Raw genomic sequence first — 22,879 nt, 5'->3', positions numbered from 1 at the left:
TTTTTTACGATGAAGGAAGCTGTCTTTTCAGGCAGCTTCTTTTATAATGTAATCAAAGGTTACGGATTCCCGTAATGATCATTGAAATAATTCCGGCATATTGCGTTACAATCTAACTTTTTATAAGTTAAGTTAACTTTTTTTATATGTCCCTAAAAAAAGAGACTGTCCTAACGGGCAGTCTCTTTGTGTATGGTTTAAAATGAATCTGTTGTCAGAACAAAATCACTTTTAGTACATATTATTTAACAAGCTGAATTTCAACAGCAGAAAATCCTTTAGGAGATTTCTCTTTTTCGAAAGATACTTTGTTTCCTTTTTTCACCGGCTCTGCACAGTTGTTATTGTGGAAGAAGATGTTTTCTTTGGAATTATCTTCCGTAATGAAACCATATCCTTTTTCGCTCAGGAAAGTAACAATTCCTGTTTTTCTTGGATCTTCTTCAATAATAGGTGCTGCACCCAACTGAATATCATCAAGATTTACTTCCTGTCTTTGTTCAGGGGGAGTAGATGTTAATCTTCCGAATTCATCCACGTACATGAATACATCCTCCATGTCCTTCCCTTTGTTGTTGTTCGTTTTACGTTCTTCGCGTCTTAGCGCCTTTTCTTTTTGCTTTTGAATTTTTTTCTTGAAATTTTCCTTTTTAGAAAAAGAATCTGCCATAAATTATTTTTAGTATTTAGTTTCTATAAATTAATTGGTTCAATCTGGTCTGTATCAGACCTATAAAGCCTGCCGATGTTTCCTGTCTTGGATATTTCCAATCATACAGAGCTTTAAAATTCCGACAAGTATTGTTCTTTAATAGAAGAATAAAAGTTAAAAAGATGGCTGCTCAAAAGGCAAAGACTGAATAAAAAATATTCGGGTCGTTACAGAAAACAAAGTAATGACTTGGTTTATTAATATGCAAATATACAACAATAAAATGAATAATCAGGTTTTAAATGATTGATTATCAGAAATGGTTTTAATTAATGCTTGTGTTCTGTGTGAAGCAGTACATAAAATTGTAATAATACTATAAAAAAATCCTCAGAAGTCTGAGGATTATAAAAAAATATATTAAAAATGAAGTGGTGGTGCGTGATACGGGAGGAAGGTATCAAATGTTATGCCTAAAATGGAGGTTGGTTTGGGAATTATATAGGAGTGTTTAACTGAAATGACGTGTTCCGAAGTGTATCTGGTTGGTAAATAGCATTCTATTAAAAACTATTGTTTACATAAAATAATAAACATTTTTTATTCGGTTTAAATGAATAAATAAAAATTCCCGAAAATTTCACCATGTTGAGGCCATTTTTATTATTGACCTTTGTTTTATTAACATTTAAATATAAAAACATGTCAACACAAAATGTACAGGGAAAAGTGGTTTTAATTGCCGGAGGAGGTAAAAACTTAGGAGGATTATTAAGCAGAGATTTTGCCTCAAAAGGAGCAAAGCTGGCTATCCACTACAACAGCGAAAGCTCAAGAGCTGAAAGTGAAAAAACATTGGCTGAGGTACAGGCATTAGGAGCGGAAGCATTCTTATTTCAGGGAGACCTTACCAAAGTAGACAATATCACGAAGTTTTTCGATGAAACTATTTCCCGTTTCGGAGGAGTGAATATTGCCATCAATACTGTTGGGATGGTATTGAAAAAGCCATTTTCTGAAACGACGGAAGCTGAATATGACACCATGTTCAATGTAAACTCGAAATCTGCGTATTTCTTTTTACAGGAAGCGGGTAAAAAACTAAACGATCACGGAAAAATCTGTACGATTGTTACTTCATTGCTGGCAGCGTACACCGGATTGTATTCCACGTATGCAGGAGCAAAAGCACCGGTAGAGCATTTTACAAGAGCGGCTTCCAAAGAATTTGGGGCAAGAGGTATCTCTGTAACGGCAGTAGCACCTGGTCCGATGGATACTCCTTTCTTCTACGGACAGGAAACTGACGATGCTGTCGCTTATCATAAGTCTGCATCCGCATTGGGAGGGCTTACCGATATTAAGGATATTGCTCCGCTGGTGGAATTCCTGGTAACAGAAGGCTGGTGGATTACGGGGCAGACCATATTTGCCAACGGCGGATATACAACAAGATAGTATTTGTAAATCCATTAAAAAAAAGAACTCACTGAAAACAACTTTCAGTGAGTTCTTTTATGGTAAAAGAATAAGGAAATTAAGTGGTTTTAACCTTTCCTTTCTCCAGTATACTTTTGATCATAAAGAATAATCCGAGAAGAACAAACGGAATACTCAGAAGCTGTCCCATATTTAAGCTCATTCCATGTTCGAATTCTACCTGATCCACCTTGATAAATTCAATCAGGATTCTCATAATAAAGATCAGCAGAATGCTTATTCCGAAATAAAACCCTTTTCCGATTTTAAAGATATTCTTCCTGTAGATAAAATAAACAGAGAGGAAAATGATAAAATAAGAGATGGCCTCGTAAAGCTGGGCCGGATGTCTCGGAAGATCATCAACCTGACGGAAGATAAAAGCCCATGGAACATCAGTAGGAATTCCTATAATTTCAGAATTCATGAGATTGGCCAGCCTGATGAAAGTACCACCCAGCGGAAGTACAATCGCTATGGCGTCCAGAACGGTCATGAATGGGATAGAATATTTTCTTGCATAAATGAGAAGCATAATCACCAGACCAATACCGCCGCCATGGCTGGCAAGACCGGCAAATCCGGTGAAATGATAAACCCCATCCGGTCCTTTTTGAATAGGTAAAAATATTTCAAGCGGATGTTGTGAATAATAATCAAAATCGTAAAAAAAGCAGTGCCCCAGTCTTGCACCCACCAGAATTCCGATCAGGGCGTAGGAGAATAAAGCCTCATGGGCTTGTGAACTAAGGCCTTCTTTTTTATAAATTCTTTTTAAAATATTAAGTGATAAAACAAGTCCCGTAAGAAATAATAATCCGTAATATTTTATGGGAAGTCCTAAGATATTGACGATTTCGGGATTAATATTCCAGTTGATATATAATAAATTCATTGCTGCAAAGATAAGAAAATAGGATTTTCTGAACAGAATGATGCTGTTTTGTAATGTTATGTTTTGATTTATAGTGTATTAATGCTGTATTGGGGAGCCTTCCCTGTAAGAATGAATATAATTTAAAATGATTCTTGACGAAATATTGGGTAACTTTAGCCTGCCACCAAAAAGAAAATTTATGCATCATCAGCTGGAAAAACATTATGTAAACAGGGTAGGCTGGCTTAGGGCAGCTGTATTGGGAGCAAATGACGGATTGTTATCCACCACAAGTATTGTCATTGGAGTTGCGGCGGCAGAACCGGAACGTCATATCATTATCCTTGCTGCATTAGCAGGTATGATTGCCGGGGCAATGTCTATGGCTGCCGGTGAATATGTTTCTGTAAGCTCTCAGGAAGATACAGAAAGAGCAGATTTGCTACGCGAGAAGCGGGAACTTGAAGAGATGCCGGAAATAGAGCTTAGAGAACTGGCCAAAGTGTATGAAAAAAGAGGCTGTACCCAGGAAACGGCAATGCAGGTAGCTATTGAACTTACAGAACACGATGCGCTTGGAGCACATGCCCGTGACGAACTGGGAATTAATGAAATAACACAGGCCAAGCCATTGCTGGCAGCAATGGCTTCATTCGGTTCATTTGCTGTGGGAGCTTTACTGCCTTTTACCGTTTCTCTTTTGGCGCCACTCAAACAAATGGTGTATTTCCAATATGGTTTTTCAATCATCTTTTTAATGCTTTTGGGGGCAATTTCTGCCAGAGCCGGAGGTTCCTGCATTAAGATAGCGGTATTAAGAATCTGTTTCTGGGGAACCGTTGCGATGGGAATTACAGCATTGGTAGGGCATATTTTCGGGGTTAATGTTGCATAAATGCCGGATAAAATGATTTTTGTTGTGAGATTAATAAAAATCCGTATATTTGCCCAGCAAAAAAAGAAAATGATTTTATCTAACCTTAAAAAAGCAAAGAAACAGAACTTACGTCGAACGTCGTGAGTCATTTTCCTTTGGTTAGAAACTAAAATATATCAGGAGCTTGTCATCACGACAAGCTCTTTTTTTTTGGAAAATATTTAACAATTTATATCTATTATGAAAGTATTAAAATTTGGAGGAACTTCAGTAGGAAGTCCGGAGAGAATCGAACAGTTATTACCGATCATCAGATCTCAGGCAGCAGATAAACACCTTGTTGTTTTATCAGCTGTTTCCGGAACTACAAACGATTTGGTAAAATTATCAGAGCTGTATGAGAACAAAGATATTGAAGCCGCTTACCAACATATTGATGTACTGTACGACAAATACAAAAAATTTGTCAATGAGCTATTTAAAACTGAAGAAGGTATTTCAGAAGCATTACTATTCATTGACAAAATATTTGATCTGTTTTATCAGTTTAAAAATAAAAACTTTAACTCCAGTGCAGAGCGTGTTATTCTGGCTCAGGGAGAAATTATTTCAACAACGCTTTTCCATTTACACTTAAAAGAAATTGAAGTTCCGTCAGTATTATTGTCAGCGCTTGATTTCATGCTGATTGATGAAGATAAAGAACCGAATATCGATTACATCAGAGAACATGCAGAACGTAAAATTGCAGAATTCCCGGAGGAAACCTTATTTATCACCCAAGGGTACATCTGCAGAAATGCTGAGGGTGAAATTGACAATTTACAAAGAGGAGGTTCAGATTATACAGCCTCTTTATTAGGAGCGGCACTGCAGGTTGAAGAAATCCAGATCTGGACAGATATTGACGGATTCCATAATAATGATCCGAGATATGTTCAAAATACAAAATCTATTGCCAGACTTAGTTTTGACGAAGCTGCCGAATTATCCTATTTTGGAGCTAAAATTCTTCATCCGCAAAGTGTTTTTCCGGCAAGAAAATATAATGTTCCCGTAAGATTGCTGGATACGATGAATTTAAGTGCGTCCGGAACTTTGATCTCCGGAGAAACTACCAATCAAAATCAGATTGTGGCTATAGCAGCAAAGGATAATATTACGGCAATCCGTATTCAGTCTTCCCGAATGTTGATGGCTTACGGATTTTTAAGAAAGGTTTTTGAAGTTTTTGAACGCTATAAAACCCCTATTGATATGATTACTACTTCTGAAGTAGCTGTTTCACTTACCATAGACCAAACCGATTATCTTTCTGAAATTGTGAAAGAACTGGAATCTTTTTCAGCCGTTGAGATTGATAACGAACAGTCTATCGTTTGTATCGTAGGAGATTTCAGAAAAAACAACAACGGATATGCCACTATTGTTTCCGAGGCGGTAAAACATATTCCGATCAGAATGATTTCCTATGGTGGAAGTGAAAATAATATTTCACTGCTTGTTTCATCTGCTTACAAGATCGAAGCCTTGAGATCCCTTCATAACAGATTGTTTTAAAAATAATTACAATTCTCAATAAGATGATTATACTATTTCTTAAATCTGATCATCATCAGAGTTAAAATAGCAGGTAAGTGTGCAATCTGAAGAGACCAAAATACATTTCATGGTTATTTTGTATGAACGTTTTATGAACAATGAATCCCAGACTACAGGCTGGGATTTATTTATGTAACGAAGTCACCATTACATTAAATACATAATTCCTTGTTGAGAATAAGATTGGGTATAGAAATCATCTGTAAAGGGATATTTTTGTATATTTAAAATACATCAGAATATGTACTATTAAAAATATTAACTAATACTTACAGATAACCTAAAGAGCGAATTGTATAAGCCATGCAGTACAAAAAAGCAAAACCTTGTAAAGAATTAGAACCTTTTATCCATTTCTATTGGGAATTGAAAGAAAATCTCATAGAAAGACAATGGGAAAGGGTTTTCCCGGATGGCTGCGCAGGTATACTCATCAATTTGGGAGATCAATGTGTAACGGATAATGGCTTATTCACCATGGAACATGGAAAGACTTATGTAGTGGGTGCCATGAATACTTTTAAAGATAGTTGTATTGATAGCGAAACCCATTTAGCAGGCGTGTGTCTGAAACCTGCCACTTTTTCAAATTTTTACAGCTATGCCTCACAAAATGAATTGACAAATGCCACTGTTGAATTTGATAAAGTCCATTCCTTTAGTGTTGAGAAAACATCTGACAACCCTTTCTATTATTTTAACCAGTTCTTTTCCAATAGATTAAAAAACAAAAACATCCGGCTACAGGAAGTGCTTAATCATATACATTCAGTAAACGGAAAGATAAGTATTAACGAGCTGGCCAAAATACATTGTACGACTGTAAGGCAGCTGGAACGGAATTTTAAAAAGCTAATCGGATTATCACCCAGGGAATATTCAAATATTATCCGGTTTCAGTATGCTATGAGTTTGATTAAAGATTCAGATCAAAACCGGAGCTTATTGGAAATTGCGTTTGAATGCGGCTATTATGATCATTCGCATCTTACCAATGAAATCAAACGAAATACGGGACTTGCACCTTCATTTCTTTAATTTGTCGCATTTTTACAAAGTGCAGATCGTTGTGTAGAAATAAATTTGCTGCTATATTAAAACTAAAATCAATGCGAAAACTATCACTTTTTATTGCTATGAGCTTAGATGGCTATATAGCCCAGCCCAATGACGACCTGAGCTTTCTGAAAATCGTTGAAAAAGAAGGTGAGGATTACGGCTATGCGGACTTTACTGCCGGAATTGACACTGTAATTGTAGGTAGGAAAACCTATGATTATGTGATGAAAGAAATTGACCCGTCTCATTATGACAACGGCCAGCGGGATGTTTACGTAATCACAGGAATAACAAGGCCGAAAGAGGGCAGAACGACTTTCTATACAGGAGATATAACAGAATTGGTTAACCATTTAAAATCCAGGGAAGGAAAAAATATATATTGTGATGGTGGTGCTGAAATAATCAATGAATTATTGAAGCATGATCTGATAGACGAATTTATTATTTCTGTGATTCCTGTCTTATTAGGCGGCGGAACAAAGCTTTTTAAAGATGGCCGCCCCGAGCAGGCACTTGAATATATTACTGCAAAAACATTTGAAACCGGATTGATACAGCTGCATTATAATAGAAAAAAGTAATAGTTTTCCGATAAAACTGTGATAAGTAAAATGGGTATGGTTTTTAAAAATTTAATATATATTTAAGTATCTAAATTTTTCCTATGCTTAAAAACTTTGAATTTTATCTGTTCCTGGTTTTCTTAATTACCATGCTGATCATGCTGGCTAATAAGATTAAAGTAGCATATCCGGTTTTGCTGGTATTGGCCGGACTTGTCATCAGTTTTATTCCCGGAGTGCCGCCTGTTAAAATAGAGCCTGAATTACTATTTATCATTTTTTTACCTCCTTTGCTATACGAAGCTGCGTGGTCAACCTCATGGAAAGAACTTTGGAGATGGCGCAGGATTATTTTCAGCTTTGCTTTTGTTGTGGTTTTCTTTACTGCATTGTCTGTAGCAGCTTTTGCCAATTATTTTATTCCCGGGTTTTCTCTGGCTCTTGGTTTTTTATTGGGCGGGATTGTTTCTCCACCTGATGCCGTGAGTGCCGGGGCAATTCTGAAATTTGTAAAGGTTCCGAAAAGGCTTTCTTCCATTCTGGAAGGGGAAAGTTTGCTGAATGATGCTTCTTCTCTGATTATTTTCAGGTTTGCTATGATTGCTGCTGCAACCGGACAGTTTGTCTGGCATGAAGCAGCCGGAAGTTTTGTATGGATGTGCTTCGGAGGTATGGGGATCGGACTTGTAATAGCGTACGTCTTTCTGAAAATCCATAAAATGTTACCTACCGATTCAAATATAGATATTCTGCTGACTTTTATTGCTCCGTTTTCTATGTATCTGGCTGCAGAACAACTGCATGCATCAGGAGTCCTGGCAGTAGTAACCGGAGGACTGTTTCTTTCCTATCGGAGCCATGATTTTCTCAGCAGTGCGTCCCGGATACGTACGGTAACAGTTTGGGAAAGTCTTTGCTTTCTGTTAAACGGGATTGTTTTTATGCTTATTGGGTTAGATTTACCGGAAATTGTTTCAGGTTTAGGCGACACAGATATTTACACTGCGATTGGCTATGGAATTGCAGTCACTATGGTCCTGATTATTGTCCGGATTTTAGCAGGATATGGAGCGTTGATAACCACCTTGATTATGAGAAATTTTATTACCGTTGCGGATCCACAGTCACCAGGCTGGCAAACTCCCCTGATTATTGGGTGGACCGGCATGCGGGGAGTAGTTTCCCTGGCGGCAGCACTTTCCATTCCTATGACTTTAGATGATGGATCTCCGTTTCCACAAAGAAATATGATCCTATTTATTACATTTATTGTGATTCTGGTAACGCTGCTTTTGCAAGGACTTACGCTTCCTTTTCTACTTAAAAAATTTCCGCCGGTAGACCGCGATTTCGTAAGAAGTGCAAAAGAAATCGATTACGACATTCAGAACAGTCTGGCAAAAGTAGCGCTTGATAAAATCCGGAGCGATTATGCTGATAAAATAGACAGTTTTCCCGCATTGAAAGATCAGTTACAGAAATATGAAAACCAGTTGAGCAGTTCTGAAATTATTTTAAATTACGAAGAATACAGACATATTTATATTGACATTCTCGACACCCAAAGAAGCTGGCTTATCCATAAAAACCGTGAGGAACTGTTACTGGATGAAAATATCATCAGAAAACATCTGAGACTATTGGACTTGCAGGAGGAAAGATTGAATATGAAAGGCTGATAGTATTCAGTCACAATTAATTCTGATTATTAAGAGTCCGTTTTCATGAGTTGGTAACGGACTCTTTTTTATAATTTTTATTGAGTCTCCTTTCACAGACATAGTTCAGATAAATGATCCTCACACTACATTGTTTTTCTTAATCAGTTATTTTTAGAGACTGAATTTTTCTGCCGGCAATTTCAAAATAATCAGATTATACTGAAAATAAAGGTTAGATAATTCAAAAGTAGGTAAAAGCTTCTTATAACGGGGGTGCATTTTTGTGAGGTGGAATCGTTGTTAACATTAAGCTTTAGATCGGATATGTAGAATTTTTTTTCTTTTTTATATTTTTTCTCTTTTGATTTTCAACCTGTTATTATGATGATGTATTTTTGATGTACTTGTGATTTTGAACTGAAGACTGGTTTGGACATACTTTTGACCGGAATTATTTAAAATCCGATTTTTATGAAAAAAAAATTTTTATTATTAGCTATCCTATTTGCTTTTATAAAAGCATATTCACAAACTGGTATTAATACCTCTTCTCCTAGTGCAGCGCTTGATGTTGTCAGCAAAGGTAATTCTAGTGCAACCAAAGCCCTTGAGGTTAATGACAATACAAATAAAGAATTAATGCGAGTGGAAGATGACGGTGGAGTACGGCTTGAAAAATACAAAAATATTGGAGTATTAGGCACGGATTCCAACGGCTTTTTGACAGATGCAAGCAACCTGAATATACCTGCTATTTCTACGATAGGTTTAGCTAATACATCTGCTAATCAGGCAGCAAATACTGATTATACAGTTGCTTTTACGATCAATAAAAATAATGTAGCCAATATGACCTATAATAATGGTTCTTTTACCATAAATAAAGCAGGATATTATAATTTTTCAGTGTTTGTAAAATATGATACCTCCATGAACAACCCCTCAGGGGGGAGTGCTACCACATCGATTTTTAAAAACGGTTCTTCATTTTCAGTTAATGTTTCGGGACATATGGATGGAACGCAATATATAGGACATAACCTGGCAGGAACTCAGTTTTTTAATGTTGGAGATGTTGTTACAGTTACAGCAAGTTATACCAGGGTTTTTAGAATAACTCAGGGATCAGTTACTATTGTGTATTATGGTATCTAATGCAATATTTCAATGAGTATAATTTTTAAATCAAAAACCTCTGAAAATCAAATGATTTCAGAGGTTTTTTGTACCCAGGACCGGGATCGAACCGGTACTCCTAAGAACTGGTGTTTGAGACCAGCGCGTCTACCAATTCCGCCACCTGGGCCTGATGTTGATTTCAAACGTGATGTTTGTTTCAAATTGGTGTGCAAATATAGGAACTTTTTTCAATGTTCAAAAGCTTTTTGAAGAATTTTTTTAAAAATTAAGTTCCAAACCATCGTAGGCAAGGTGTATTCCGGCCGGAAGCTCCTTATCTTCAATATCATGCAGTCCAAGATGATGGCTGATGTGGGTTAAAAATAATTTTTTAGGTTTTAGTTCTTCAAATAATTTAATCACATCCGGAAGGATAAAATGGGCAGGATGGGGATCAAATTTTCTAATACAGTTTAAGATCAGAACATCCAGATCTTTCAATTTTTCCTTCTCCGTTTCAGAAATAAACCCGGCATCCGTAATATAGGCAAGCTTTTTAAACTTATATCCGAAAACGGTAATTTTATAGTGAATCACCTCCACAGGAGTGATTTCTGTGTCCAATACCTCAAAAGGCTTATTTTCTATTTCGTGTAGCTCAAAAGCGGGTGCGCCGGGATATCTTACATCCGCAAAAGCATAAGGAAATCTGTTTTTTATCTCATGAGCCACCCTTGAATAGCAGTACAACGGAACATCTTTTCCACTTTTAAATATCAGGGGCCGCATATCATCCAGCCCGATCACGTGGTCATTATGTTCATGGGTAATCAGAGCAATGTCTACAGTATGTTCATGGTTGGTAAGCATTTGCTGCCTGAAATCCGGTCCGCAGTCGATCAGTATTTTTTTATTTTCGTCTGTGGTAACCATCACGGAAGAACGTAAACGTTTGTCTTTGGGATTTTCTGAAGTACACACTTCACATGTACAGCCTATAACGGGTACACCTTGAGAAGTACCGGTTCCTAAAAATTTCAACTTCATTTTGTTTTGAGGTTGGTTTAATTTTGGTAAATTTACAAAAAATTTCATGTCCTAATGTATCAGAAACTAACTCCTAAACAAAAAGCATTAACAATTAATCTAGATCCTACTATTTATGGTACTTTCGCAGAAATTGGAGCAGGGCAGGAGACTGTTCGCCACTTTTTTAGAGCAGGGGGAGCTTCCGGTACGATTGCTAAGGCAATGTCTGCTTATGACAAAGATTTTAGTGATGCCATCTACGGAAAAGAAGTAAAAAACAGGTACGTTACCCAGAACAGGCTTCGCAAAATGCTTCGATATGAAGTAGCTTTGATTGAAGAGAGAATTTCAAGAGATAATAATCCGGATAGAAAATTCTTTTCTTATGCCAATACGGTAACAACCATCAATTTTGACAAAACTGTAAAAGGCCACGGCTGGGTGGGAATCCGTTTTCAGACTAAAGAAAATGAAGATTACAATGAGATTGTTATCCACGTAAAATTCAAAGAAAATGATGCTACTCTTCAGCAGGAAACTTTAGGAAACCTGGGCGTAAACCTTATTTTTGGAGCCTTTCATTATTTCGACAATCCAAGAACTTTAGTAGAGTCTCTTTACGATGATATTGCTAAAGATAATCTGGAAATTGATATGATCGACTTCAGCGGACCTGCTTTTGCCTATGTTGATAACAGACTGATGTCCCTTCAATTGGTAAAAAATGGAATGACCGATGCGGTAATCTTCAATTCTCAGGGGAGTAATATGCTTCCGGCAGATGTATTGTACAAGAAAAATATTTTCGCGGTAAGAGGAAGTTTCAGACCGGTAACGAAAGTGAACATTGACATGCTTAAAAACGGGATGGATATGTTCTTCAAAGATGCTACCTGTACTCATGAAGAAACAGAAGTTCTTATTGAAATCACCATTTCCAATCTGAGAGCAGACGGAGATATCGACGAAAGGGATTTCCTGGACAGAGTAGATATTCTTGGAAAACTAGGTTACACCGTTATTATTTCAAACTTCTCCGAATATTACAGATTGATTGATTACTTCGCATCATATACAAGTGGAGACATCGGAGTAGCTATGGGAGTAAATAATATGCTGATGGTATTCGACGAGAAATATTATAAAAACCTTTCAGGAGGAATTCTTGAAGCATTCGGTAAGTTTTTCAGAAATGGAATGAGAGTATATCTGTATCCTTACAAAGATCCGGAAACTCATCAGCTGTTGGATTCTTCCAACCTGAAAGTAGAAGAAAACCTGAAAGAACTATACAAATACTTCAAACACAACAACCGTATCGTAGATATTACCAATTATAATCCTGAGTTTTTGGAAATTTATTCCAGAGAGATATTAAGAAAAATTGCATGTTGTGTGAAAGGCTGGGAAACTCAGGTACCGGAAGGCGTAGCAGAAATGATTAAAGAGCGTGGAATGTTCGGATATAAAGAAGAGCTTTCCCTAAAACAATTCTCTTAAAATATATATACAATGTCAGAATTAAAGAAAAGACTTTCCTCAATTCTTGAAAGTCCTAAGCATAATACAGAAGAAAAACTTGAAAAAGTATGCCACCTGTTGGATCAGGAGATTCCTTACTTCAACTGGACAGGTTTCTATTTCAAAAACGGAGATAAGGATGAATTGATTTTAGGTCCTTATGTAGGAGCGCCTACCGACCATACCATTATTCCTTACGGTAAAGGAATCTGCGGTCAGGTTGCCATTTCCAATGAAACATTTGTTGTTCCTGATGTGCATGAGGAAAGCAATTATTTGAGCTGTTCCATTGATACGAAAGCAGAAATTGTAGTTCCTATTTTTAAGGATGGAAAAAATATTGGTCAGATCGATATTGATTCTCATACAATCGATCCTTTCACGCAGGAAGACCGCGAATTATTAGAATGGCTTTGTAATGAAGTTTCTAAGATTTTATAATTAGAAACTGACTATAAATATAAACTCCGGCTCATCTGCCGGAGTTTTTTATGGATTGTTGGTGGTGATCACAAACATAATTAAAGGCTCATCTCCCGTGTTTTCAATAGAATGATAGCCTATAGAACTGATCGCTGTAATATCGCCTTTCTGCAGCACTTTCCTGCGTATTGGTCCATCTGTTCCGGTTCTTTCACGATATTCTCCGGTTCCGTGCACCACAACGTACAGCTCCTGTTCATTTCTCAGATTGTGAGTATGAAATCCGGATTCATCCCCTTTATTCAATAAAACCATATAGGCAGCCAGACGATTGTTGGCTAATTCTTTCTGATCGAACATTTGTATCATATACACAGTTCCGTTTCCTCCATACATGTTTTCACGTTTTTCCAGTCGTATAATGGTTCTTTCCTCTTTTTCAAACGCCATTACATACAAGTGAATATATTTTGAAACTTCCTGTATTACGTGATCAAATTCTGCTCCTTCAGATAATAAAGCTGTACCGGACATATAAAGTTCAATGTTTAAAGTTTAAAGTTTTGGGTTTAAAGTTGACGGTGAAAAATTAGCTTTGCTGCATGAGGTGAATCTCGGCCAGCAATTCTTTGAAATAATTTTCACATTTCGCAATATGGGTTCCATACCAGGAAAAAGCTTCACCATCTACAATCATAATCTTTTTATCCGGGTAGAAAACCTGCAGTTCTTCAATATGTTTTTCTTTAAACGGAAAAGGTTCAGATGAAAGCATAATGACATCGGCTTCTGCCAGATCTTCAGTAGTGATCTGGGGATAACGGGTTTTATCTTTAAAAATATTTTCAAAACCAATTTCAGATAAAATCCTGTGGATGAAAGTGTCAGAACCAATGGTCATATAAGGATTTTTCCAGATAAGATAAGCTGCTTTTACAGGAGATTCCAGTTTTGCCTGATTCAGAACATCATAAATTTTAAGATTGAAAAGCTGCGCTCTGTCTTCCTTTCCAAAAAGTTTTCCGAGGTTTTTAAGCAGGTAGTAATTATCCTCAATGGTATCAATATTGGTGACCATTACCTTGTGCTCATCCATCAGGGCTTCCACCTGATCTTTTACATTCTCTTCCTTATTGGCAATAATAAGATCCGGCTTTAATGCTTTAATTTTTTCAATATTAATATTCTTAGTTCCGCCGATTATGGGTACATTTTTTATTTTATCCTGAGGATGGATACAGAATTTTGTTCTTCCTACCACTTCATTTTCAGTCAGTCCAAGGTCAAATAAAGCCTCAGTAATAGAAGGTACAAGTGAAACGATTTTCATATTGGCATGTTAGATGATGCCTAAAATTACAAAAGTTTTCCGGTTAAGAAAAGTCCGGCTACGGTAAAATAGATAATAAGTCCTGTAACATCCACCAGCGTTGCTACAAATGGAGCAGAAGAAGTGGCGGGGTCAAGATTTAATTTTTTTAAGACAAACGGGATCATAGAACCTGATAATGTTCCCCACAAAACAATGGCAATCAGGGAGACTGAAACACTTAATCCTACATATACCCAATACTGGCCGTAATCAAAAAGACCAATTTGCTGCCAGAGCATGATTCGTATAAACCCAATAATTCCCAAGATGGCTCCAAGACATAATCCGGAGATAATTTCCTTTTTCATGACATACCACCAATCCTTCAGATTGATTTCCTGAAGAGCCATAGCACGGATAATCAGGGTGGCTGCCTGGGATCCTGAGTTTCCTCCACTGGAAATAATCAGTGGTACAAATAGAGCAAGAACAACGGCTTTTTCTATTTCCTTGTCAAAATATCCCATTGCAGAGGCAGTCAGCATTTCCGAAACAAACAGAATGATCAGCCAGGTGGCTCTTTTCTTGATCATCTCAGTCCATGAAGTCTGGGTGTAGGGAAGATCCAATGCTTCCAATCCCCCAAATTTCTGGATATCTTCCGTATTCTGCTGTTCAATCTGATCGAGGATGTCATCAATAGTCACAATTCCTACCAGAACACCTGCTTCTGTAATAATAGGAAGAGCACCACGGTCATACTTTTCGAAGTAGGTTACGGCATCCTCTTTGGAAGTTGTCGTTGTAATGGCTACAAAATGGTTGTCTGTGATATCAGAAACCAGAGTGTCTTCCTCTTCCAGCAGTAAAGTTCCGATGGCAAGGTCATCAATCAGGCGGTTTCTTTCGTCTACCACATACAGGTAGTTCATGGTTTCCACTCTTTTTCCTACCTTTTTGATCTGCTGAAGACATCTTTTTACCGTCCATTCCTTACGGATCTGGATATAATAAGGGGTCATCAGACGGGCAATCGAATCCGAATTGTAGCCAAGAAGCTTTAAGGCAATCCTTCTTTCCTGCGGATTAAGATGGTTGATGGAATACTTGATCAGCTCATCCGGGAAATCCTCGAAAAGAGCCGTTCTGTCATCCGGAGTCATGGCATTCAGAATTTCAGAAACTTCATCGCTTCCGATACTTCTGATGGTTTCTTCCTGGAAATCAGGATCAAGGTGTGAAAATACTTCTGCTTTGTATTCTTTCGGAACCTTCAGAAACGCGAGCAGCCTCTCATCAGCAGGAAGTTCGCTGAGAGTTTCGGCAATATCGGCAGGGTTGAAGATAAGTTCGTCTCTAGAATTCAAAACGTGAAATTTTTTGGATATGCAAAAATAATTCAAATTTTTAAGACTGAGCAATAAACTGGCAAAATTAAGGATTAATTAAAGTTTATGGCTTCAGTATAAGAGCAAAAAAAACACCCGCCGAAGCGGATGTGCAAAAATTAAATTTTAAATTCCAATATTCTTTACATTGGTTCGCATTCTGAGGTGGGAATGTAGATGCAGACAGCATTTGTACAGCATTGGTATGGTCCGCAATCTGAATTGTCACCACACTTTTTTATTCCGCTGCCTTTAATATTTTTTTGCTCCAGCCTGTTCAGCCTCTTAAGATTTGAATTCTTCATGGTGATCAAATATAGTTAAGATTAAGGCTCTATCGGACAGTCATGATCAAGACATTCTCCATTGCAGCAATATCCCACAGAACATGGTCTTGTTATACTGCATCTGAACGGTCCTATGCCGCCATTAATTTGTTTCGCAGCCTCTCTGCTGAGTTTTTTTAGATTTTTCATAGCGTTATAGTTTAGATTTAATGTAAGACTAAAATAGTAAATATTTCTATATTATTCATTTGCAGGTGAAAATATTTTAGTATGAATCAAAAATTTATTGATATCTTAAATAAAAACACCTACGAATGCAGGTGTCTGTAATGATCATATTTACTCCAGAGGACATGGATCGATAACACAGGTGTTGTGACAACATGACCCGCCCGGACATTCATAATGTTCTGTACATCTTTTGAAAGGTCCGCTGCCTTTAATTTCCTTTTGCACTTGTCTGCTGAGTTTTTTTAGATTTTTCATGAGATTTGATTTAAATGATTTAGTTTTATCTTTTATTCAATACAGATGAAGGGGGAACAGATTCCGAAACAGCACCATCCGACAGTACAAGGATTGGTTTCGCTGCATCTTTCCATAGACCCTCCACTAATTTGTTTTGCTTTTTCTCTGCTGAGTTTCTTTAGATTTTTCATAAGATTTTGGTTTTAATGTTGGTCTAAAATAGTAAAAAATATTTAATAAATCCTTATTTGGTGAAAACATTTAATTGTTAATCAGTTGTTTATAGTGTATTTTAAATAAAAAGCACCTGTTCGTAAGAGATAACAAGTGCTTTATTTATGTGAAAATATTTATAATGCAGAGCAGGGAAAATACAAATGAAAATATAAGGATGAATAATAAGCGATAAATAATAAATGATAAACATGTCCGGTAAGCCCAAGAATCTACCTGACAAAATTCACCATTGACTTGCGAAGCAAAATTGACCATTGATGATGAAAGGCTGTATATTCCAACCTTAAACCAGGAACTTTAAACATTGAACCTTAAAGTTCCGCTTCCGTCGGCTTAAGCTTTCTCAGTTTTTTGATGATTCCTTTTATGGCACCTTCAGTACCTATTTTGACAGAATTGGTTGTGGATCCCAGAAGGCGCATGTTTTTCCGGTAGGTATCGTGATCGCTTTCGGTGACAAGATTGCCGTCAGCACCAAAAAGTTTCATACTCACCACCACCTGATTGGAGAAAACATACTTTCCAAATCCAACTTTGAAATACCTCACTTTGGAAACAATGGCAAAATCTGCATCATTGTTGAGACAGTAATCTACAATAGTCTGTTTATCAATGCTGTCATAGGGAACCTGAACTTCTGCACGGAGCATTTTATTTTTTCTGCCGCTGAAATTGTCGGTTACGGCATCGAAGAAAGCGTTATTGGTAGGGTCTTTTATTTCGTCAATATCAGGCTCTACCTCGGGATTGAAGTAAAGAACTTTTTTTATTTTATCATCGGCATTTTTCTGGGCTTTTACCGTTGTAAATCCGATGAATAAAAAAGTAGTAACCGCTGTAAAGAATATAATTTTTTTCATTTGTAATTCGAATGCAAAATTACTGCCTTTTCGTTGGATGGCATACAAATTATTAAGAAATTTTTAACATTTTTTTCTATCAAATTTGATATATGAAATCAATAATGTTTGCAGAATCAAAAAATAGTCGTAATTTTGCACCCGTTACATAATAATCATTAAACAATATTGGAATGTACTTAACAACAGACAAAAAGCAGGAAATTTTCGCAAAACACGGGAAATCTGCACAAGACACAGGAAGTGCTGAAGGACAAATCGCTCTTTTCACTTTCAGAATCAATCACTTATCTCAGCACCTAAAGGCTAACCGTCACGATTTCAACACAGAGAGATCTCTAGTGAAATTGGTAGGTAAGAGAAAAAGTTTATTAGATTACCTTAAAAACAAAGATATCGCAAGATATAGAGCAATTATTGCTGAACTAGGTTTAAGAAAATAATCTATAAAGATTTTCAAAATAAAAAGCAACTTCGAAAGAGGTTGCTTTTTTGTTTTTACGCAACAGGGGATTTTTAACCACAAAAGCCACAAAAGTTTTTTTAGAAAATACGAAATGGTTGAGAAGAACTTAAATTTCTTAAAGTCTTAGAATTTCATGTGATGATAAAAGAGTATTTAGATTCCTACGGAATGGCAAACTGTATGGATAGACCAATACGCCAATTGTGTCATTCCGTAGGAATCCAGCCGTATTAAACCAACAAGAAAAGCCTCAACTAAAACTCCAATCCTGACCAACGTCACAACTAAAGACGTTATAATTCCCCTCCCTCGGAGGGGTGGCGAAAATTCAAAGAATTTTTGACGGGGTGGTTTTCAACATCACTATTCAGCCTTCTTCCCAATCTTCCCCAAATGCGTATTCTGAAAACTATCAGGATACTTTAAACCGTACCCCAGAATTCTGTCAAACGCAGAGTGAGAAAACATAACAGCTCCGATCATTTGTAAATAGGGCAGAGACAAGGCTGTTCCGGCAAAATAAACGATAATGGCTACTCCTAAATGATGGAAGAGATTGTAGAAGAAAGCGCCCGCTTTATTATTAACCGTATATCCCAGCATAGAAATATCCGGTGCGAGGAAAAGTCCGGCGAACCACCACCAGGAATATCCTGTCTGTGCAAAGGCATAGATTCCTAACAGGAGAAATGCAGCGTATTCAAGCTTTAACTGTATTTTCATAATTTATTGTACTGATCTTTAAAATAAGTCAATTTTTTCATATGAAAGTTACATTTTAGGATTGGAAAAAGAAAGCGGAATACCTTTGAGATATTCCGCCTTATACATTTTGATTTGAATTTGATTTTAATGCCCGGACTTTGTTTCGGTGCTTTCTACATGACCCAGATATTTGGTACAGTACGCTCCGAATATCAGAATTACCAGATAACAGAATACAGGAATAATAAATGAATGCTGTACTCCAAACTGATCGGCAAGATATCCCTGGAATATCGGAACAATAGCGCCTCCCAGAATAGCCATTACCACTAATGAAGATCCCTGGCTGGTATATTTACCCAGTCCTGAAATAGCCAGTGTGTAAATATTTGAGAACATAATAGAATTGAAAATTCCGATTCCTAAAATACTGTACATCGCCAGCTCACCATGATTTACCATTGCAGAAATCAACAAGGCAACATTGATTGCTGCAAAAATGGATAATGTTCTTGCCGGAGCTGCTTTACCCACGAAAAAAGCAATGAAATTAAGGATGATAAACACAATGAAAAAGCTGATCTGACTGAAAGTAAGATTGACAATGCTGAAAATCACAAGGAAAACAGCCGCCGCCGCTCCCAGCATATATAGAGCCTTTTTGCTTTGGCTTATGGATTGATTTAAAGAGATGGCTCCCAGAAAACGGCCAATCATCGCTCCTCCCCAATATAAGGAAAGGTAATTTTTACTGATGATCTCATTAAAGCCCATAATCTGTGGCTGCTCCAGGAAACTGATGATAAAACTTCCTACGGCAACTTCTCCGCCTACATAGCAGAACATGGCAAATACTCCGAATTTCAGGTGGCTGAATTCAAGAGCTCCCCAGCCTTTTACGATTTCTTCTTCACCCATCTGGAAGGAAGGAAGCTTCACTCTGGAAATCAATAAAGCAACCAGTAAAAGGATACCTGCAAAAATAAGGTAAGGAATTCTTGTCGCTACCGCACTGAATGATCCGTCCGGAGATGAGAAAAATTCAAAAATCAGGTGACCTCCAAGTACCGGTGCAATGGTGGTTCCGAATGCATTGAATGCCTGAGTCATATTCAGCCGGCTGGAAGCAGATTCTTCACTTCCTAATAGCGAAACATAGGCATTCGCAGTAATCTGAAGTACCGTAAAGCCCAATCCTAAAATAAACAAAGCTCCCAGAAACAGCGGATAATATGAGAACGTAGCTGCCGGATAAAACAGAACGCAGCCGAATGCGGCCAGAAAAATTCCGAACAGGATTCCCTTTTTATACCCTAATTTATTGATGGGATCTCCTTTCGTGATGGAAATCATAAAATAAATCAGCGATCCGATAAAGTAAGCCCCGAAAAAACAGAACTGTACCAGCATGGATTCGAAAAAGGTAAGATTGAATAGTTGCTTCAGATAGGGAATCAGGATGTCATTCATACAGGTGATGAATCCCCACATAAAAAACAGCAGGGTAATGGTAATCAACGGAACCGTATAATTCCTGCTTTGAGATTGTACTTCTTTATTAATCATAAACATTTATTTATCTGGATAAGGATAGTTCCTTAACTTTTTTAGCCTACAGCATTGTAATTGGTGAAGTAGGGCAAATATAGGGATCAGCCTATTGGTTTGCAATAATTTTAATCATTTTTAAAATGAAATAAATACTTTTTTTCAGATCAATATGTTATTTTCATTTTTTGAGACAATAATACAAAAACGACGGGATTTTTCAATACATTATCCTCAAAAAAACACTTTTTTATTTTCGTAAATAGTGAATAAGTTCAGATTACTAATGCAAATTTTCAAACTTTCATCAATTGATAGCCAATTTTTTGTATTTTAAACACCTATTAAAGCAATCGAAAAATTTAATATATCATTATTATATAGTACCTTTGCAAACGAAAATTTAAAGAGTTTAAATATTAATCATACTCAATACGGAGTATAAAGAAGCAAATTTATGAGTATACCTCAAGCGTTTACAGAAACGATTACCCTTGCAGACGGCAGGGAAATCACTATTGAAACGGGGAAGCTGGCTAAGCAGGCTGACGGATCTGTAGTAGTGAAATGTGGCGGAACAATGCTTTTAGCAACTGTTGTAGCCAATAAAGAAGCCAATCCTGGTGTAGACTTTTTACCATTAACGGTAGATTACAGAGAAAAATTCTACGCAGGTGGAAGAATTCCTGGGAATTTCTTCCGTAGAGAAGCAAAACCATCTGATGATGAAGTGCTTACAATGAGATTGGTGGACAGAGTATTACGTCCTCTTTTCCCTGAAGATTTCCATGCGGAAGTACAGGTGATGATTTCATTGATTTCTTACGATAAAGAAGTAATGCCTGAAGCATTGGCAGGTCTGGCAGCTTCTGCAGCTATTGCAATTACAGATATCCCTTTCAACGGACCAATGTCTGAAGCAAGAGTCGTAAGAATTGACGGACAATTGTCTGTTAACCCAAGTTATGAAAACTTATTAAAATCAGATATCGACATTATGGTGGGAGCTACTAAAGACTCCATCGTAATGGTAGAAGGAGAAATGAAGGAGATCTCTGAGCAGGAAATGCTTGAAGCCATCAACTTCGCTCACGCTGAGATCAGAAAACAGATTGAAGCTCAGGAGAGATTAGCTGAAAAAGTAGGAAAATCTTTCCCTAAAAGAGAATACAGCCACGAAGATCACGATGAAGAAATTCGTGAAAAAGTATGGAAAGAGTGCTATGATAAAGTATATGAAGTAGCAAAAACTCCATCAAATAAAGAAGAAAGAGGAGAAAAATTCAAAGCGGTTCTTGAAGAGTTTTTAGCACAATATGCTAAAGACGAAGAGGAATTGGCAAGAGTAACTCCATTCGTTAAAGTATATTACCATGATGTAGAGAAAGAAGCAATGCGTCAGATGATCCTTGAAGACAATATCCGTCTTGATGGTCGTGATCCTCAGACAATCCGTCCAATCTGGTCAGAAATTGATTATCTTCCGGGAGCTCACGGTTCTGCAATCTTTACAAGAGGAGAAACTCAGTCTCTGACTGCGGTAACTCTGGGTTCTGTAAAAGATGCCAACATGATCGACAGCGTAATCACGCAGCACGACGAAAGATTCTTCTTACACTATAACTTCCCTCCATTCTCTACAGGTGAAGCAAGACCTTTAAGAGGTACTTCAAGAAGAGAAGTAGGGCACGGAAACTTAGCTCAAAGAGCTTTAACAGCAGTAATTCCGGCAGAAAATCCATATACAATCAGAATTGTTTCCGATATCTTAGAATCTAATGGTTCTTCTTCAATGGCAACAGTTTGTGCTGGTACACTGGCATTGATGGACGCAGGGGTTCAGATTACAAAACCTGTTTCAGGAATTGCAATGGGTCTTATCACCGATACAAAATCAGGTAAATTTACCGTACTTTCTGATATCTTGGGAGATGAAGATCACCTTGGAGATATGGACTTCAAAGTAACAGGTACTGCAGACGGTATCACAGCTTGTCAGATGGATATCAAAATCCAGGGACTTTCTATGGATATCATGGAGAAAGCTTTGATGCAGGCTAAAGACGGAAGATTACACATCCTTAATAAAATCACGGAAACGATTTCCCAGCCAAGAGCAGATGTGAAGCCTCACGCTCCGAAAATGGTGGTTATGGAGATTCCAAAAGATTTCATTGGAGCTGTAATCGGGCCTGGTGGAAAAATTATTCAACAGTTACAGAAAGATACAGATACGGTTATTGCTATCGAAGAGATGGGAGAAATCGGACGTATCGAAATTGCAGGAACAGACAGAGAAAAAATCAATGCTGCTATTGCTAAGATCAATGAAATTACTTTCGTACCGGTTGTTGGTGAAGTTTACAAAGGTAAAGTAGTGAAAGTAATGGACTTTGGTGCATTCGTAGCGATTGCTAAAGGAACAGAAGGACTTCTTCACATTTCTGAAATTGAGTGGGCTCGTCTGGACAAAGTTCCTTATGCAGAAGGTGATGAGGTAGAAGTGAAGTTCATGGGTTATGATGACCGTAAGAAAATGAAACTTTCCCGTAAAGTTCTTTTACCAAGACCTCCAAGACCGGAAGGACAAGGTAGACCTGAAGGGCAGAAAAGACCAGAAGGACAAAGAAGACCGGAAGGACAGAAACCACAAGGTGAAAAGCCACAAAGCGAAAAACCCGTGGAAAACCAAACTCCATCTAACGAAGCTTAATAAGATTCATTCTTAAACATAAAAAATCCC

The 22,879-nt window shown here is 37.2% G+C and carries 23 protein-coding genes and 1 tRNA gene; 11 read left to right on the top strand and 13 right to left on the bottom strand.

What is annotated here, in order from left to right:
• Positions 1 to 241 precede the first annotated feature (241 nt).
• Entirely contained in the window at positions 242 to 670 is a 429-nt protein-coding gene (locus tag ACLI50_RS22290) for a cold shock domain-containing protein (RefSeq protein ID WP_002981005.1), read from the bottom strand.
• Positions 671 to 1,354: 684 nt separating this feature from the next.
• On the opposite strand from ACLI50_RS22290, the gene ACLI50_RS22285 reads away from it, so the two are divergent.
• Positions 1,355 to 2,110 (top strand): SDR family oxidoreductase, encoded by a 756-nt coding sequence (locus ACLI50_RS22285; protein WP_137905888.1) that lies wholly within the window; start codon positions 1,355 to 1,357, stop codon positions 2,108 to 2,110.
• Positions 2,111 to 2,189: 79 nt separating this feature from the next.
• Here ACLI50_RS22285 and lgt read toward each other — a convergent pair whose 3' ends face one another.
• Positions 2,190 to 3,026, bottom strand: a complete 837-nt coding sequence (gene lgt / locus ACLI50_RS22280) for a prolipoprotein diacylglyceryl transferase (protein WP_202839662.1) — start codon at positions 3,024 to 3,026, stop codon at positions 2,190 to 2,192.
• Between the two features lie 181 nt (positions 3,027 to 3,207).
• On the opposite strand from lgt, the gene ACLI50_RS22275 reads away from it, so the two are divergent.
• From ACLI50_RS22275 to ACLI50_RS22250, 6 genes are all read left to right on the top strand, one after another.
• The gene (locus ACLI50_RS22275) at positions 3,208 to 3,903 is read left to right on the top strand and encodes a VIT1/CCC1 transporter family protein (RefSeq protein WP_202839660.1); all 696 of its coding nucleotides are present in this window, start codon (positions 3,208 to 3,210) and stop codon (positions 3,901 to 3,903) included.
• Between the two features lie 222 nt (positions 3,904 to 4,125).
• Positions 4,126 to 5,445, top strand: a complete 1,320-nt coding sequence (locus tag ACLI50_RS22270) for an aspartate kinase (RefSeq protein ID WP_202839658.1) — start codon at positions 4,126 to 4,128, stop codon at positions 5,443 to 5,445.
• Positions 5,446 to 5,790: 345 nt separating this feature from the next.
• Positions 5,791 to 6,525: a helix-turn-helix transcriptional regulator gene (locus tag ACLI50_RS22265; protein WP_202839656.1), complete on the top strand. Its 735-nt coding sequence runs from the start codon at positions 5,791 to 5,793 to the stop codon at positions 6,523 to 6,525.
• A gap of 71 nt (positions 6,526 to 6,596) precedes the next feature.
• Entirely contained in the window at positions 6,597 to 7,130 is a 534-nt protein-coding gene (locus ACLI50_RS22260; RefSeq protein ID WP_202839654.1) for a dihydrofolate reductase family protein, read from the top strand.
• 83 nt (positions 7,131 to 7,213) lie between these two features.
• The gene (locus tag ACLI50_RS22255) at positions 7,214 to 8,791 is read left to right on the top strand and encodes a Na+/H+ antiporter (RefSeq protein ID WP_202839653.1); all 1,578 of its coding nucleotides are present in this window, start codon (positions 7,214 to 7,216) and stop codon (positions 8,789 to 8,791) included.
• Positions 8,792 to 9,244: 453 nt separating this feature from the next.
• On the top strand, positions 9,245 to 9,928 hold the full coding sequence (locus tag ACLI50_RS22250; protein ID WP_343643892.1) for a hypothetical protein: 684 nt from the start codon (positions 9,245 to 9,247) through the stop codon (positions 9,926 to 9,928).
• Between the two features lie 71 nt (positions 9,929 to 9,999).
• Here the strand turns inward: ACLI50_RS22250 and ACLI50_RS22245 are convergent.
• Both ACLI50_RS22245 and ACLI50_RS22240 read right to left on the bottom strand, forming a co-directional pair.
• A tRNA-Leu gene (locus ACLI50_RS22245) sits at positions 10,000 to 10,079 on the bottom strand.
• Between the two features lie 92 nt (positions 10,080 to 10,171).
• The gene (locus tag ACLI50_RS22240; protein ID WP_411414659.1) at positions 10,172 to 10,939 is read right to left on the bottom strand and encodes an MBL fold metallo-hydrolase; all 768 of its coding nucleotides are present in this window, start codon (positions 10,937 to 10,939) and stop codon (positions 10,172 to 10,174) included.
• Positions 10,940 to 10,993: 54 nt separating this feature from the next.
• On the opposite strand from ACLI50_RS22240, the gene ACLI50_RS22235 reads away from it, so the two are divergent.
• Positions 10,994 to 12,421 carry a nicotinate-nucleotide adenylyltransferase gene (locus ACLI50_RS22235; protein WP_079240911.1) on the top strand — a complete coding sequence of 476 codons (1,428 nt, stop codon included), beginning with the start codon at positions 10,994 to 10,996 and terminating at the stop codon, positions 12,419 to 12,421.
• Positions 12,422 to 12,433: 12 nt separating this feature from the next.
• A complete protein-coding gene (locus tag ACLI50_RS22230; protein ID WP_411414658.1) occupies positions 12,434 to 12,883 on the top strand; it encodes a GAF domain-containing protein in 450 nt (149 codons plus the stop codon).
• Between the two features lie 48 nt (positions 12,884 to 12,931).
• Here ACLI50_RS22230 and ACLI50_RS22225 read toward each other — a convergent pair whose 3' ends face one another.
• The 7 genes from ACLI50_RS22225 to ACLI50_RS22195 all read right to left on the bottom strand — a co-directional run bounded on the left by ACLI50_RS22225 (position 12,932) and on the right by ACLI50_RS22195 (position 17,417).
• A complete protein-coding gene (locus tag ACLI50_RS22225) occupies positions 12,932 to 13,399 on the bottom strand; it encodes a cupin domain-containing protein (RefSeq protein WP_411414657.1) in 468 nt (155 codons plus the stop codon).
• Between the two features lie 55 nt (positions 13,400 to 13,454).
• Entirely contained in the window at positions 13,455 to 14,195 is a 741-nt protein-coding gene (locus ACLI50_RS22220; protein WP_411414656.1) for an ABC transporter substrate-binding protein, read from the bottom strand.
• A gap of 26 nt (positions 14,196 to 14,221) precedes the next feature.
• Positions 14,222 to 15,544, bottom strand: a complete 1,323-nt coding sequence (gene mgtE / locus ACLI50_RS22215) for a magnesium transporter (protein WP_202839636.1) — start codon at positions 15,542 to 15,544, stop codon at positions 14,222 to 14,224.
• A 347-nt stretch (positions 15,545 to 15,891) separates the two neighbouring features.
• Complete coding sequence (locus ACLI50_RS22210) at positions 15,892 to 16,041, bottom strand: bacteriocin-like protein (RefSeq protein WP_158521347.1); 150 nt, start codon at positions 16,039 to 16,041, stop codon at positions 15,892 to 15,894.
• Positions 16,042 to 16,191: 150 nt separating this feature from the next.
• Complete coding sequence (locus tag ACLI50_RS22205; RefSeq protein ID WP_171006356.1) at positions 16,192 to 16,338, bottom strand: bacteriocin-like protein; 147 nt, start codon at positions 16,336 to 16,338, stop codon at positions 16,192 to 16,194.
• A gap of 32 nt (positions 16,339 to 16,370) precedes the next feature.
• Positions 16,371 to 16,511 (bottom strand): bacteriocin-like protein, encoded by a 141-nt coding sequence (locus ACLI50_RS22200; protein WP_202839631.1) that lies wholly within the window; start codon positions 16,509 to 16,511, stop codon positions 16,371 to 16,373.
• A gap of 357 nt (positions 16,512 to 16,868) precedes the next feature.
• Entirely contained in the window at positions 16,869 to 17,417 is a 549-nt protein-coding gene (locus ACLI50_RS22195; RefSeq protein ID WP_110009193.1) for a pyruvate decarboxylase, read from the bottom strand.
• A gap of 173 nt (positions 17,418 to 17,590) precedes the next feature.
• Between ACLI50_RS22195 and rpsO the strand changes: the two genes are divergently transcribed.
• Entirely contained in the window at positions 17,591 to 17,860 is a 270-nt protein-coding gene (gene rpsO, locus ACLI50_RS22190) for a 30S ribosomal protein S15 (protein WP_034692246.1), read from the top strand.
• 386 nt (positions 17,861 to 18,246) lie between these two features.
• Here rpsO and ACLI50_RS22185 read toward each other — a convergent pair whose 3' ends face one another.
• A complete protein-coding gene (locus ACLI50_RS22185; RefSeq protein WP_343643135.1) occupies positions 18,247 to 18,606 on the bottom strand; it encodes a DUF4260 domain-containing protein in 360 nt (119 codons plus the stop codon).
• Positions 18,607 to 18,732: 126 nt separating this feature from the next.
• Positions 18,733 to 20,154: a sugar MFS transporter gene (locus tag ACLI50_RS22180; RefSeq protein WP_062671350.1), complete on the bottom strand. Its 1,422-nt coding sequence runs from the start codon at positions 20,152 to 20,154 to the stop codon at positions 18,733 to 18,735.
• 439 nt (positions 20,155 to 20,593) lie between these two features.
• On the opposite strand from ACLI50_RS22180, the gene ACLI50_RS22175 reads away from it, so the two are divergent.
• Entirely contained in the window at positions 20,594 to 22,849 is a 2,256-nt protein-coding gene (locus ACLI50_RS22175; RefSeq protein WP_395972816.1) for a polyribonucleotide nucleotidyltransferase, read from the top strand.
• Positions 22,850 to 22,879: the final 30 nt, after the last annotated feature.

The sequence above is a fragment of the Chryseobacterium cupriresistens genome, from assembly GCF_046614675.1.
Classification (GTDB): domain Bacteria; phylum Bacteroidota; class Bacteroidia; order Flavobacteriales; family Weeksellaceae; genus Chryseobacterium; species Chryseobacterium cupriresistens.
The sequence above is the reverse complement of the archived record's forward strand: the minus strand, read 5'-3'. Positions and strand labels throughout refer to the sequence as shown.

Bases quoted from the DNA above. Each gene is read 5' to 3' on its own strand.
- lgt (WP_202839662.1), bottom strand. From the start codon at position 3,026: ATGAATTTATTATATATCAACTGGAATATTAATCCCGAAATCGTCAAT.
- ACLI50_RS22200 (WP_202839631.1), bottom strand. From the start codon at position 16,511: ATGAAAAATCTAAAGAAACTCAGCAGAGAAAAAGCAAAACAAATTAGT.
- ACLI50_RS22240 (WP_411414659.1), bottom strand. From the start codon at position 10,939: ATGAAGTTGAAATTTTTAGGAACCGGTACTTCTCAAGGTGTACCCGTT.
- ACLI50_RS22255 (WP_202839653.1), top strand. From the start codon at position 7,214: ATGCTTAAAAACTTTGAATTTTATCTGTTCCTGGTTTTCTTAATTACC.
- ACLI50_RS22195 (WP_110009193.1), bottom strand. From the start codon at position 17,417: ATGAAAAAAATTATATTCTTTACAGCGGTTACTACTTTTTTATTCATC.
- ACLI50_RS22270 (WP_202839658.1), top strand. From the start codon at position 4,126: ATGAAAGTATTAAAATTTGGAGGAACTTCAGTAGGAAGTCCGGAGAGA.
- ACLI50_RS22275 (WP_202839660.1), top strand. From the start codon at position 3,208: ATGCATCATCAGCTGGAAAAACATTATGTAAACAGGGTAGGCTGGCTT.
- ACLI50_RS22235 (WP_079240911.1), top strand. From the start codon at position 10,994: ATGTATCAGAAACTAACTCCTAAACAAAAAGCATTAACAATTAATCTA.
- ACLI50_RS22260 (WP_202839654.1), top strand. From the start codon at position 6,597: ATGCGAAAACTATCACTTTTTATTGCTATGAGCTTAGATGGCTATATA.
- ACLI50_RS22220 (WP_411414656.1), bottom strand. From the start codon at position 14,195: ATGAAAATCGTTTCACTTGTACCTTCTATTACTGAGGCTTTATTTGAC.
- ACLI50_RS22230 (WP_411414658.1), top strand. From the start codon at position 12,434: ATGTCAGAATTAAAGAAAAGACTTTCCTCAATTCTTGAAAGTCCTAAG.
- ACLI50_RS22175 (WP_395972816.1), top strand. From the start codon at position 20,594: ATGAGTATACCTCAAGCGTTTACAGAAACGATTACCCTTGCAGACGGC.
- ACLI50_RS22265 (WP_202839656.1), top strand. From the start codon at position 5,791: ATGCAGTACAAAAAAGCAAAACCTTGTAAAGAATTAGAACCTTTTATC.
- ACLI50_RS22185 (WP_343643135.1), bottom strand. From the start codon at position 18,606: ATGAAAATACAGTTAAAGCTTGAATACGCTGCATTTCTCCTGTTAGGA.
- ACLI50_RS22225 (WP_411414657.1), bottom strand. From the start codon at position 13,399: ATGTCCGGTACAGCTTTATTATCTGAAGGAGCAGAATTTGATCACGTA.
- ACLI50_RS22210 (WP_158521347.1), bottom strand. From the start codon at position 16,041: ATGAAAAATCTAAAAAAACTCAGCAGAGAGGCTGCGAAACAAATTAAT.
- ACLI50_RS22205 (WP_171006356.1), bottom strand. From the start codon at position 16,338: ATGAAAAATCTAAAAAAACTCAGCAGACAAGTGCAAAAGGAAATTAAA.
- ACLI50_RS22285 (WP_137905888.1), top strand. From the start codon at position 1,355: ATGTCAACACAAAATGTACAGGGAAAAGTGGTTTTAATTGCCGGAGGA.
- rpsO (WP_034692246.1), top strand. From the start codon at position 17,591: ATGTACTTAACAACAGACAAAAAGCAGGAAATTTTCGCAAAACACGGG.
- ACLI50_RS22180 (WP_062671350.1), bottom strand. From the start codon at position 20,154: ATGATTAATAAAGAAGTACAATCTCAAAGCAGGAATTATACGGTTCCG.
- ACLI50_RS22250 (WP_343643892.1), top strand. From the start codon at position 9,245: ATGAAAAAAAAATTTTTATTATTAGCTATCCTATTTGCTTTTATAAAA.
- ACLI50_RS22290 (WP_002981005.1), bottom strand. From the start codon at position 670: ATGGCAGATTCTTTTTCTAAAAAGGAAAATTTCAAGAAAAAAATTCAA.